This is a genomic window from Agromyces selenitireducens, from assembly GCF_052748465.2.
The window spans coordinates 1,227,578-1,239,485 of sequence record NZ_CM188259.1 but is presented as its reverse complement, the minus strand read 5'-3'; the positions used below and the strand labels follow the sequence as shown (position 1 = coordinate 1,239,485).

Genomic DNA, 11,908 nt, shown 5'->3' with positions numbered 1-11,908 from the left:
CGGCTCCCAGCCCCGCATCGTATGCTGCAAGGCGGCCCGCGACCGCCGTGACGGATGCCGCAGTCGCACGCCACGCGACAGGAAGACGACATGAGCGAGATCGAGATGCGCCCCGGCACCCGAGCCGAGGCACGCGCCGCGGAACGCGCTGCGGCACGCTCCGCGCGCACCGGCGGGATCCCCCTGCCCGGCCGGCGCACCGCCGAGACCGGGCCCGACGGCGGCTCAGCCCCGAAGCCCGCCACGGGCGGCCGCTCCGGGGGCGGCTCACGACGCAACCCGTTCGGCCGACGCGGCGAGACCCCGCCCGGTCCTCGGGCGACGTTCCGGCAGCTGCTGCCGTTCATCTTCGAACACCGGCCGGTGCTCATCGTCGTCGCCGTGCTCTCGATCGTCGGCGCCGTCGCGAGCCTGGCGCAGCCGCTGCTCGTCGGCCGCGTCATCACGATCGTCGAGGCCGGCGACCCCCTCGACGGCCTCGTGTGGGCGCTCGTCGGCCTCGTGGTGCTGAGCGCGATCATCACCGGCTACCAGCACTACCTGCTGCAGCGCACCGGCGAGGGCGTCGTGCTCTCGAGCCGCAAGCAGCTCGTCGCGAAGATCCTCCACCTGCCCATCGCGGAGTTCGACACGCGCCGCACCGGCGACCTCGTCTCGCGGGTCGGCAGCGACACCACCATGCTGCGCGCGGTGCTCACGCAGGGCCTCGTCGAGGCGATCGGCGGCGCGGTGACATTCGTGGGCGCGATCATCGCGATGCTCATCATCGACCCGGTGCTGCTGGGGCTCACCGTGCTCGTCGTCGCGATCGCGGTCACCACCGTCACGCTGCTGTCGGCGCGCGTGCGCGAGGCGTCGCGCGCGGCGCAGGAGAAGGTCGGCGACGTCGCCGCATCCGTCGAGCGTGCGATCACGTCGGTGCGCACCATCCGCGCCGCCGGCGCCACCGAGCGCGAGATCGCCGACGTCGGCGTGCAGGCCGAGGGCGCGTGGCGCATGGGCGTGCAGGTCGCGAAGATCTCGGCGCTCATCGTGCCGATCGCGGGCATCGCGATGCAGGTGTCGTTCCTGGTCGTGCTCGGCGTCGGCGGCTTCCGCGTGGCATCCGGCGCCATCACGATCGCCGAGCTCGTCGCGTTCATCCTGTTCCTGTTCATGATGATCCTGCCGCTCGGGCAGGCGTTCGGCGCGATCACCTCGGTGAACCAGGCGCTCGGCGCGCTCGGGCGCATCCAGGAGATCCTCGACCTTCCCGACGAGGACGAGCACGACCGCCGCATCGCCGCACGCGCCGTCATGGTCGGCCCAGCCAACGAGGGCCTGCTGCCGGATGCCGCGGCCGTCGAGTTCGACGACGTGCACTTCGCGTACGCGCTCACCCGTCCGTCCGATCCGGCCGATCCCGGCAACGACTCCCCCGACGAGCACCTCCCCGAGCCCGACGTCACCGACCGGCAGCCCGTGCTCCGCGGCGTGTCGTTCCGCGTGCCGCGCGGCCGGCGGATCGCGCTCGTCGGGCCGTCCGGTGCGGGCAAGTCGACCATCCTCTCGCTCATCGAGCGGTTCTACGACCCGAGCGTCGGCACGGTCCGGATGGGCGGACTCGACCTGCGCTCGATCGACCGCACCGAGCTGCGGGCGCAGATCGGCTACGTCGAGCAGGACGCACCCGTGCTCGCCGGCACCATCCGCGACAACCTCAGGCTCGGCAGTCCCGACGCGACCGACGAGGAGTGCGTGCACGTCCTCCAGGCCGTGAACCTCGGCGGCGTGCTGGAGCGCGACCCGGCCGGGCTCGACGCGCAGGTCGGCGAGAACGGCATCATGCTCTCCGGCGGCGAGCGCCAGCGTCTCGCCATCGCGCGGGCCCTGCTCGCGGCGCCGCCGATCCTGCTGCTCGACGAGTCGACCTCTTCGCTCGACGGCGTCAACGAGCGCATGATGCGCGAGGCGATCGATGCCGTGTCGGCCGGCCGCACGCTCATCGTGATCGCGCACCGGCTGTCGACCGTGGTCGACTCCGACCGCATCATCGTCCTCGACGAGGGCCGGGTGATCGGCGAGGGCACGCACGAGCAGCTCGTCGAGACCGTGCCGCTCTACCGCGAGCTCGCCGAGCACCAGCTGCTCGTCTGAGGTCGGCCCGAGGCGGGCCGCCACCTCCCGCTCAGGGCTGACCCCCACCCGATCCCGGGGCGTACGCGGATGCCGCCGCTGCGTCGCGTTCGTAGCGTGTCCTCCATTCGAGTCACCCGGCGCGACCGCGCCGCACCGACGGAGGACCACCATGACCATGCTCGACGCCCCTCGCACCGCCGACCGCGGCCTGCCCGCTCGCGACCTCGCGGCCGTGCTCGACGCCGCGCCCACCGAAACGGCCGCAGACGACCCCGGCCCCGCCTTCGACACCCTCCGCGCGCGCCTGCAGACCTGGCTGCGCGAATGGGACACCCAGCGCCTGCCGGCCTTCGAGCAGGCTCGCACGATCGCGCCCGACGGAGAACGTCACAGCTCGCTCCGCTCGGCGCCCACGCGCACCGACGGCGCCGTGCGCATCACCGCGAGCCTCTACGACCCGCCGAACCGGCAGGGCGGAGCGCTCGCGTGGTCGCGCAACTGGGCGACCGCGGTCGTGCTCCCCGCCGCCCCGGCGGACGGCCGCGTGTTCTACCGCTTCCGCGTCGGCAGCCGGCTCGTCCTCGACGGCCGCGCGGAGACGGCGCTGGCCTCGACGAGCGTGCGGGTCGGCGTCGTGCCGGACGCGGCATCCGCGAGCCCCTTCGATGCACCCGGCTTCGCGACCCCGGCAGTGCGCCCGCTCGTGGGCGTCGAGGCCCGTGAGGACGTGGACGCCCGTGCCGAGCACGACCTCGAGGGGTCCATCGCGGTGCGCGCCGGCCAGTCGCCCGTGATCGGCATCGTGTTCGGCGCCGACGTCGTGTTCCGCGACGGATGGATGCGCGTGCACGAGGGTTCGGGGCTCTGGGTCGGCGCCGCGGGCGGCGGTCCCACCGGCTCGATCGAGATCCGCTTCGCGCCGGACGCGCTGCTCGACCTGTTCGGCGAGGCAGGCATCTGACACGACCGAAGCGGCCCATGGCCCCGCGTACGCTGGGCGCATGGGCCGCTTCGCCGTCGTCCTGCCGCTCGAGCCGTCCGCCGTGGGCGAGGCGTTCGCGGTCGCCGCGTGGCCGCTCCACGTCACGGTCCTCGAGCCGTTCGAGACCCGCCACGATGCCGCCTGGGTCGTCGAGCTCCTCGGCCCCGTGCTGCACGGACGCCGGGCGATCGTCGCCGACGCGTTCGATCGGGCGATGTTCGGCCCCAAGCGCGACGTGCCCGTCACCCTCATCCGCGACCCCGGCCCACTCGGCGCGATGCGCGTGCGCCTCCTCGCGGCCCTGCGCGACGCCGACGTCGACGTCGCCCGTGCCCGGCTCGACTACCGCCCGCACGTGACCGACACCGCCCACGGCTCGATCGCGCCCGGCCGCACCATCCGGTTGACCCAGGTCGCGCTCGTCGATCTCCGCCCTCCCGAGGGACGGGCGATGCGGACGGTCGTCGCCGTCTGGCCGTTGGAGTGACTCGCGCCCGGACCGTACCGAAGCGGCCGGCACGCCGCGCGGGCACGTTGCTAGACGCGCTCGGCGGAGGGGGCACCCGGCGCGGCCTCCTCCGGCTCGACGGCGCCGGCGCGCGCCTTCTGCCACGGCCAACGGCCGGAGATCTCGACCTCGAGCGACCAGCTGAGGAACGTCCTGATGAGCACGATGAGCGCGAGCACGCTCACGGACTCGATCGTCGGCGTGACGGCGACCGTGCGGATGATGTCCGCGGCGACGAGCAGTTCGAGGCCGATCAGGATGCCGCGCCCGAGCACGCGGCGGAAGCGCGCGTAGACGGGGCCGGTCCGCCGGAGGCGGCGCACCGCGGCATCCGCCAGCGCGTAGAGCACGCCGACGACGATCGCGATGACGCCGATGATGTCGATGACCTCGCCGACGCGGGTGATGGCCGTCCCGAACTCCATGCGCCCTCCCGGGGCTCACGGTAGCCCCGGCGCACGGCGAGACGACGGATGCCGCGCGCGTGGCGCGAACGTCGCCGCGGACCGCATCGCAGCCGGGACGCCCGGCGCCCTGCCCTTTACGCGCGCGCCGACCGGGTCCACAATGCAGGCATCGGCCGACGCCGAGGTCGGGCGATGCCAGTTGACAGGGGTCCGATCATGAGAGTCACCAAGTTCCTGCTCGCCGCCACCCTGGCCGTGGCCGCCTCGATGACGCCCATCGCCGCCCAGGCGGACGACACGAACTGGACGGCACACCTCAGCGCGGCGGAGGAGGTGCCGACGAACGCGTCGCTCGCCCAGGGCCAGGCCGTCTTCAAGCTCTCCTCCGACGGCACCGAGCTCGACTACCGCCTCATCGTGGCGAACCTCGAGAACCCGGTCGCGGCGCACATCCATCTCGCACCGGCCGGCGTGAACGGCGCCGTCGTGACGTTCCTCTACGGTCCGGCCGTGCCCGGGTCCGGGCGGACCAGCGGAGTGCTGGCCACCGGAACGATCACCGCCGACGACCTCGTCGGACCGCTCGCCGGCGAGCCGTTGAGCGAACTGGTCGACGCGATCGACGCAGGCGACGCGTACGTCAACGTGCACACCAACGACGGAGTGGCTCCCGTGACGAACGAGCCGGGCGATATACCGGGCGGCGAGATCCGCGGCCAGATCGACTGATCACGCCCGACGTGAGACGAGACGACGGATGCCGCGGGCGTGGCGCGCCTTCCCGTGCACGCCCCGCCCGCGGCATCCGTCGCCGCCGGGTCGTCAGCCCTGGTGCGCCTGCTGCTGCAGGTGGTACCGCAGGCTGGACAGCTCTGCGCGCAGGGCGGCCGGGACGCGGTCGCCGAACTGCGCGAAGTACTCCTCGGTGAGGTCGCACTCGTCGAGCCAGGTCTTCGGGTCGACCTCGAAGAGGTGGTCGACCGTGTCCTGCGAGATGTCCAGGCCGTCGAGGTCGAGCGACCCCTCGGCGGGCACGAGGCCGATCGGCGTCTCGCGCGCCTCGGCGGTGCCCTCGACGCGGCCGACGATCCACTCGAGCACGCGCGAGTTCTCGCCGAAGCCCGGCCAGAGGAACTTGCCGTCGTGGCCCTTGCGGAACCAGTTGACCTGGAAGATCTTCGGCGCGTTCACGTCGAGGATGCGGCCCATCTTGACCCAGTGACCCCAGTAGTCGGCCATGTTGTAGCCGCAGAACGGGAGCATCGCGAACGGGTCGCGGCGGAGCTCGCCGACCGTGCCCTCGGCCGCGGCCGTCTGCTCGGACGAGATCGTCGCGCCCATGAACACGCCGTGCTTCCAGCTGCGCGCCTCGGCGACGAGGGGCACGTTCGTGGCGCGACGGCCGCCGAAGAGGATCGCGTCGATCGGCACGCCGTCATGGGCGTCCCAGTCGTCGGAGATCTGCGGGCACTGCGCCGCGGCGACCGTGAACCGTGAATTCGGGTGCGCAGCGGGGCGGCCGGACGCGGGAGTCCAGGGGTTGCCCTCCCAGTCGGTGAGCTCGGCCGGCGGCTGGTCGGTGAGACCCTCCCACCAGACGTCGCCGTCGGGGCGCAGCGCGACGTTCGTGAAGATCGTGTTGCCCCACAGCGTCGCGACCGCGGTCGGGTTCGTCGACTCGCCGGTGCCCGGTGCGACGCCGAAGAAGCCCGCCTCGGGGTTGATCGCGTAGAGGCGTCCGTCCTCGCCGGGGCGCATCCAGGCGATGTCGTCGCCGATGGTCTCGACCTTCCAACCGGGGATCGTGGGCTGCAGCATGGCCAGATTGGTCTTGCCGCAGGCCGACGGGAACGCGGCGGCCACGTGGTAGGCCTTGCCCTCGGGCGAGGTGATCTTGATGAGCAGCATGTGCTCGGCGAGCCAGCCCTCGTCGCGCGCCATCACGGAGGCGATGCGCAGCGCGAACGCCTTCTTCGCCAGGAGCGCGTTGCCGCCGTAGCCCGAGCCGTACGACCAGATCTCGCGCGAGTCGGGGAACTGCACGATGTACTTGGTGTCGTTGCAGGGCCACTCGACGTCGTCGCGGCGGTGGCCGACGCCGTCGACGAGCGGGTAGCCGAGCGAGTGGATGGTGCGCACCCACGGTTCGCCCGCCTCGATCATGCGGTACACCTGCTCGCCCATGCGCGTCATGATGCCCATCGACAGCACGACGTAGGGCGAGTCGGTGATCTCGACGCCGAGTTGGCTGATGGGGCCGCCGAGCGGGCCCATCGAGAACGGCACGACGTACATCGTGCGGCCCTTCATGGAGCCGTCGAAGACCTCGGTGAGCTCCTCGCGCATCGCGTGCGGGTCGCGCCAGTTGTTGGTCGGGCCCGCGTCCTCCTCGTAGGTGGAGCAGATGAACGTGCGGTCCTCCACGCGCGCGACGTCCGACGGGTCGGTCCGGGCCAGGTAGCTGTTGGGGCGCCACTCGGGGTTGAGCTTGATCAACTTGCCCTCGGCGACGAGTTCGCGCGTGAGATCGTCGGCCTCGCGCTTCGAGCCGTCGCACCAGACGATCTCGTCGGGCTTGGTCAGGGCGGCGATCTCGGCGACCCACGCCTTGAGCGCCGGGTCGGTCGTGCCCCGCCGGTGCGCCTGCTCGTCGGCGGCGTGGCCGGGGCCGTTGACGGTGAAGTCGGAGATGGTCATCGTCGTCCCTTCGTGGAAGTTCGGGAAGCACCGGGATCGGTGATGTCATTCCAGTCTGATTGCAGAAGCGGAATCCGTTCGACGAAATCCGGCGTTAAGAATCCAGGTTCTTTCTATATTCTGAAGGCATGAAGCTCGGGAGTCCAGACCTGGCCACGCTCGGCCACCGCATCCGCCACTACCGCGGCGAGCGCGGCCTCACGCTCGACCAGCTCGGCGCGGCGGTGGGGCTCGCCGGCAGTCAGCTCTCGCTCATCGAGAACGGCAAGCGCGAGCCGAAGCTGTCCACGCTCGACGCGCTCGCGTCGGCCCTGCAGGTCGACCTCGCCGACCTGCTCTCGCGCGAAGCGCCGAGCCGGCGCGCCGCCCTCGAACTCGAGCTCTCGCGCGCGCAGTCGAGCCCGTTGTACGCGGCGCTCGGCCTGCCGCACGTGAAGCCCTCGCGAGGCATGAGCGACGAATCGCTCGAGGCGATCGTGGGCCTCCATCGGGAGCTCGAGCGCCGGGCCATCGAGGCGATCGCGACGCCCGAGGAGGCGCGGCGCGCCAACACCGTCCTGCGGGAACGCATGCGCGAGCGCGCCAACCACCTGCCCGACATCGAGGAACTCGCCGAGGAGCGCGTGCGCGCGTCGGGCCACCGCTCGGGCGCGCTCACGCACCGCGAGGTGAGCGTCATGGCCGAGCAGCTGGGATTCCAGCTCATCTACGTCAACGACCTGCCCGACTCGACCCGCTCGATCACCGACCTCGCCAACGGGCGCATCTACCTGCCGCCGGCGTCGATCCCCGGCGGGCACGGACTGCGCTCGATGGCCCTGCAGGCGATGGCGCACCGCCTGCTCGGGCACGAGCCGCCGGCCAGCTACGACGAGTTCCTCTGGCAGCGCCTCGAGATCAACTACTTCGCGGCCGCATGCCTGATGCCGCAGGACGCGTCGGTGGCGTTCCTGCAGGAGGCGAAGAAGGAGAAGCGGCTCGCGATCGAGGACTTCCGCGACGCGTTCGGCGTGACCCACGAGGCGGCGGCACTGCGCTTCACGAACCTCGCGACGAGCCGGCTCGACATGACCGTGCACTTCCTCCGCGTGAACGGCGACGGCGCGCTGCTGAAGGGCTACGAGAACGACGGCCTGCCGCTGCCGACGGATGTCACGGGGTCGATCGAGGGCCAGTGGGTGTGCAAGCACTGGAGCGCCCGCCGGGCGTTCGAGCACACCAACCGCACGACCGAGAACTACCAGTACACCGACACCCCGGCGGGCACGTTCTGGGACGCGACCCAGACGGGACGGACGGATGCCGGGGAGTTCTCGATCACGGTCGGGGTGCCGTTCAACCAGGCGAAGTGGTTCCGCGGGCGCGAGACCACCGTGCGCGCCACCTCGACGTGCCCCGACGAGTCGTGCTGCCGCCGTGCGCCCGACGGGCTCGCCGAGCGGTGGGCCGGGCAGGCGTGGCCGAGCGCGCGCCTGCATGCGCACGTGCTGTCGCCGTTGCCGTCCGGCACCTTCCCCGGCGTCGACGACGCCGAGGTCTACGCCTTCCTCGAGGCGCACGCCAACGAGTAGGACGTACGTCCCGGCGAGACATCCTTCATTGCGCCTGTTGCGATAGTGTGTGTCGCACGGTACAGTGCATCACATGAACACTGATGACACGACTGCCGGGCACCTGCAGGAGCTGCGGCGCGGCACGGTCGTGCTGGGCTGCTTGGTGCGGCTGCGCGAGCCCGACTACGGGTACGCGCTGCTCGAGTCGCTCAACGGCCTCGGCATCACCGTCGACGCCAATACGCTGTACCCGCTGCTGCGACGGCTCGAGAAGCAGGGCCTCCTCACGAGCGAGTGGAACACCGACGAGGCACGGCCCCGCAAGTTCTACCGCACGAGTCCCGCGGGCGAACAGCTCGCGGGCGTCCTCACCGCCGATTGGAAGAACATCGACCGGGCGCTGACCCGGCTCACCTCGGGAGACGAACGATGACCACCCCGTCCACCACCCTGACCGACCGCTACGTCTGGGCAGCCGCGCGCAACCTCCCCGAGGCCCAGCGCGCCGAATTCGGCCGCGAACTCCGCGAGCGCATCGGCGACGAGGTCGACGCCCGGCTCGCCTCCGGCGACGCGAACTCTCCCGGCGACGCCGAAGACGCGGTGCTCCGCGAACTCGGCGACCCCTCCGCGCTCGCCGCGAGCTACGTCGACCGCCCGCTGCAGCTCATCGGGCCGCGCTACTTCCTGACCTGGAAGCGGCTGCTGACGCTCCTGTACGCCATCGTCCTGCCGATCTCCGCGGGGGCGATGGTCCTCGCGCAGCTGCTCGCCGGCGCCTCGATCGGCGAGGGCCTCGCGAGCGTCGTCTCGACGACCCTCGCCCTCGCGGTGCACCTCGCATTCTGGGTGACGCTCGTCTTCGCGATCCTCGAGCGATCCCCGAATGCGCAGGCCGCCACGACCTGGACTCCCGAGCAGCTGCCCGAGGTGCCGGACACCGGCCGAGCGGGTCGGCTGGGCGATCTCATCGCATCCCTGGTGTTCCTCACCCTCTTCGCGGTCCTCATCATCTGGCAGCAGGTGTCGCCGCCGTTCTTCGACCGTCCCGACGAGTCGATCCCGGTGCTCGATCCGGCGCTGTGGTCGTTCTGGCTGCCGTACTTCCTCGTCCTGATCGTGCTCGAGATGCTGTTCGCGGTCGCGATCTACGCCTGGGGATGGAACTGGGGGCTCGCCGCCGCGAACCTGGTGCTCAACGTGGCATTCACGGTTCCCGCGCTGTGGCTCTTCACGACCGGGCAGCTGTTCAACCCCGACTTCCTCGACGCGGTCGGCTGGCCGTGGGGCGAGGCGGCCGGCGTGACCACGACGGTCCTGGTCTTCGTGTTCATCGGCGTCGCCGTCTGGGACGTGATCGACGGCATCGTGAAGACCGTCCGCGGTCGGGGCGGCTCGGCGCTCGCACTCGGTCGCACCTGACGAACGGCGCGACGACGAGCGGATGCCGCGGGGCGAACGACCCCGCGGCATCCGCTCGCCCGATTTCGTGGCGCCCGCTACTTCGGGCCCATGCGGATCGCTCCGTCGAGGCGGATCGTCTCGCCGTTCAGCATGGGGTTCGCGACGATGGAGCGCACGAGCGCGGCGTACTCGGCGGGGTGCCCGAGGCGCGAGGGGTGCGGCACCTGCTGCTCGAGCGACGCGCGGACGTCGTCGGGCATGCCTGCCATCATCGGCGTCTCGAAGATGCCCGGCGCGATCGTGACGACGCGGATGAGCAGCCTCGAGAGGTCCCGCGCGATCGGCAGCGTCATCCCGGCCACGCCCGCCTTCGACGCCGAGTAGGCGGCCTGGCCGACCTGGCCGTCGAACGCGGCGACGGACGCGGTGTTCACGATCACGCCGCGTTGGAGCGTCGCCGGGCCGCCCGGCACGCCCGCCGGCACGGGCTCGTTCCCGGCCATCGCGGCGGCGGCGAGCCGCAGCACGTTGAACGTGCCGATCAGGTTCACCCGGATGGTGCGCTCGAACGCGTCGAGGGGCGCCGGGCCGTCGCGGCCCACGGTGCGATTCGCGGTGACGATACCGGCGCAGTTCACCGCGACGCGCAGGGGCCCCATGGCGGATGCCGCGGCGACCGCCTCGGCGACCTGGGCCTCGTCGGCGACGTCGGCGGGCACGAACCGGGCGTGCTCGCCGAGCTCGGCCGCGGCCTGTTCGCCGCGCGGGCCGGGCAGGTCGACGATGACGACGTGCGCGCCGCCGTCGACGAGGGCCTGCGCCGTCGCACGCCCGAGTCCCGACGCGCCGCCCGTGACGATCGCGGATGCTCCGCTCAGTTCCATGTGTCTCCCCTTCGAGTGTGTCGCCGCGTGATACCCCTGTCGCCGAGTGATGCCGCTGCGGCGGTATCACTCGGCGGGAACTGCATCACTCGGCGGGTGGTGTGGGACGGTGGGTGGATGGCGCGGGATCAGACGCGCTCGATGACGGTGGCGTTGGCCATGCCGCCGCCCTCGCACATCGTCTGCAGGCCGTAGCGGCCGCCCGTGGCCTCGAGCTGGTTCACGAGCGTCGTGAGCAGGCGCGTGCCGCTCGAGCCGAGCGCGTGCCCGAGCGCGATGGCGCCGCCGCGCGGGTTGAGCTTCGCGGCATCCGCGCCCGTGTCGGCGAGCCACGCGAGCGGCACCGACGCGAACGCCTCGTTGACCTCGTACACGTCGATGTCGTCGTGGGTGAGGCCGGCGCGCTCGAGCACCTTCGCGGTCGCGGGGATCACGCCCGTGAGCATGTACAGCGGGTCGCTGCCGACGACCGAGAACGCGCGGAAGCGGGCGCGCGGCTCGACGCCGAGCCGATCGGCGGCGTCCGCGCTCATGATGAGCGCCGCCGAGGCGCCGTCGGTGAGCGGCGATGAGTTGCCCGGGGTGATGCGCCACTCGACGTCGGGGAATCGCTCGGCGAGGCGGTCGGTGCGGAACGCCGGATTCAGGCCGGCCAGCGACTCGACCGTAGTCGCGGGCCGCACCGTCTCGTCGGCCAGCGACTCGACGCCGGGAACCGGCACGACCTCGGTCGCGAAGGCGCCGGACTCCCCCGCTGCGGCCGCCGACCGGTGCGATCGGGCTGCGAACTCGTCGAGTCGCTCGCGCGAGAACCCCCACCTCTCGGCGATCAGCTCGGCCGAGACGCCCTGGTTCACGAGCCCGTCGGGGTACCGCGCGCGGATGCGGGATCCGTACGGGTCGGCGCCCGCGGCGCTCGAACCGAGCGGCACCCGGCTCATCGACTCGACGCCGCACGCGATCACGATGTCGGCCTGGCCGGCCATGACCGCCTGTGCTGCGAACGCGGCCGCCTGCTGGCTCGACCCGCACTGCCGGTCGATGGTCGTGCCGGGCACGGTCTCGGGGAATCCGGCCGCGAGCACGGCGTTGCGCACGATGTTGTACGACTGCTCGCCGATCTGGCTCACGCACCCGCCGATCACGTCGTCGACGAGGGCGGGGTCGAGGTCGTTCCGGTCGACGAGTGCGGTGAGCACGCCGGCGAGCAGGTCGACCGGGTGGACGCCGCTCAGCAGTCCACCGGGCTTGCCGCGCCCGACGGGGGTCCGGATGACGTCGACGATGACGGCTTCGGTGCTCATGCCCTCAGCCTACGACCGCGTCTGCGGGTCGAGGAGCGCCGAAGGCGCGTC

The 11,908-nt window shown here is 72.0% G+C and carries 11 protein-coding genes; 7 read left to right on the top strand and 4 right to left on the bottom strand.

Going from position 1 to position 11,908, the window contains the following annotated elements:
* Window positions 1-90: 90 nt before the first annotated feature.
* The 3 genes from ACULK4_RS05790 to ACULK4_RS05780 all read left to right on the top strand — a co-directional run bounded on the left by ACULK4_RS05790 (window position 91) and on the right by ACULK4_RS05780 (window position 3,587).
* Window positions 91-2,136: an ABC transporter ATP-binding protein gene (locus ACULK4_RS05790; RefSeq protein ID WP_445965605.1), complete on the top strand. Its 2,046-nt coding sequence runs from the start codon at window positions 91-93 to the stop codon at window positions 2,134-2,136.
* Window positions 2,137-2,287: 151 nt separating this feature from the next.
* Window positions 2,288-3,079, top strand: coding sequence for a hypothetical protein (locus ACULK4_RS05785; RefSeq protein WP_445965606.1), 792 nt, complete (start codon window positions 2,288-2,290; stop codon window positions 3,077-3,079).
* A 40-nt stretch (window positions 3,080-3,119) separates the two neighbouring features.
* Window positions 3,120-3,587, top strand: a complete 468-nt coding sequence (locus ACULK4_RS05780; protein WP_445965607.1) for a 2'-5' RNA ligase family protein — start codon at window positions 3,120-3,122, stop codon at window positions 3,585-3,587.
* 50 nt (window positions 3,588-3,637) lie between these two features.
* On the opposite strand, the gene ACULK4_RS05775 is transcribed toward ACULK4_RS05780, so the two are convergent.
* On the bottom strand, window positions 3,638-4,033 hold the full coding sequence (locus ACULK4_RS05775) for a DUF1622 domain-containing protein (protein ID WP_445965608.1): 396 nt from the start codon (window positions 4,031-4,033) through the stop codon (window positions 3,638-3,640).
* A gap of 198 nt (window positions 4,034-4,231) precedes the next feature.
* On the opposite strand from ACULK4_RS05775, the gene ACULK4_RS05770 reads away from it, so the two are divergent.
* Window positions 4,232-4,744, top strand: coding sequence for a CHRD domain-containing protein (locus ACULK4_RS05770; RefSeq protein ID WP_445965609.1), 513 nt, complete (start codon window positions 4,232-4,234; stop codon window positions 4,742-4,744).
* A 93-nt stretch (window positions 4,745-4,837) separates the two neighbouring features.
* Here the strand turns inward: ACULK4_RS05770 and ACULK4_RS05765 are convergent, their stop codons facing one another.
* Window positions 4,838-6,712, bottom strand: a complete 1,875-nt coding sequence (locus tag ACULK4_RS05765; RefSeq protein WP_445965610.1) for a phosphoenolpyruvate carboxykinase (GTP) — start codon at window positions 6,710-6,712, stop codon at window positions 4,838-4,840.
* 128 nt (window positions 6,713-6,840) lie between these two features.
* Between ACULK4_RS05765 and ACULK4_RS05760 the strand changes: the two genes are divergently transcribed.
* The 3 genes from ACULK4_RS05760 to ACULK4_RS05750 all read left to right on the top strand — a co-directional run bounded on the left by ACULK4_RS05760 (window position 6,841) and on the right by ACULK4_RS05750 (window position 9,687).
* Window positions 6,841-8,283, top strand: a complete 1,443-nt coding sequence (locus ACULK4_RS05760; RefSeq protein ID WP_445965611.1) for a helix-turn-helix domain-containing protein — start codon at window positions 6,841-6,843, stop codon at window positions 8,281-8,283.
* 73 nt (window positions 8,284-8,356) lie between these two features.
* On the top strand, window positions 8,357-8,698 hold the full coding sequence (locus tag ACULK4_RS05755; RefSeq protein WP_445965612.1) for a PadR family transcriptional regulator: 342 nt from the start codon (window positions 8,357-8,359) through the stop codon (window positions 8,696-8,698).
* Window positions 8,695-9,687 carry a permease prefix domain 1-containing protein gene (locus ACULK4_RS05750; RefSeq protein WP_445965613.1) on the top strand — a complete coding sequence of 331 codons (993 nt, stop codon included), beginning with the start codon at window positions 8,695-8,697 and terminating at the stop codon, window positions 9,685-9,687. Before ACULK4_RS05755 ends, ACULK4_RS05750 begins: the two co-directional genes overlap by 4 nt.
* A 77-nt stretch (window positions 9,688-9,764) precedes the next feature.
* Here the strand turns inward: ACULK4_RS05750 and ACULK4_RS05745 are convergent, their stop codons facing one another.
* Together ACULK4_RS05745 and ACULK4_RS05740 are read right to left on the bottom strand one after the other, a co-directional pair.
* Entirely contained in the window at window positions 9,765-10,553 is a 789-nt protein-coding gene (locus ACULK4_RS05745; protein ID WP_445965614.1) for an SDR family NAD(P)-dependent oxidoreductase, read from the bottom strand.
* A gap of 128 nt (window positions 10,554-10,681) precedes the next feature.
* On the bottom strand, window positions 10,682-11,857 hold the full coding sequence (locus ACULK4_RS05740) for a thiolase family protein (protein ID WP_445965615.1): 1,176 nt from the start codon (window positions 11,855-11,857) through the stop codon (window positions 10,682-10,684).
* Window positions 11,858-11,908: the final 51 nt, after the last annotated feature.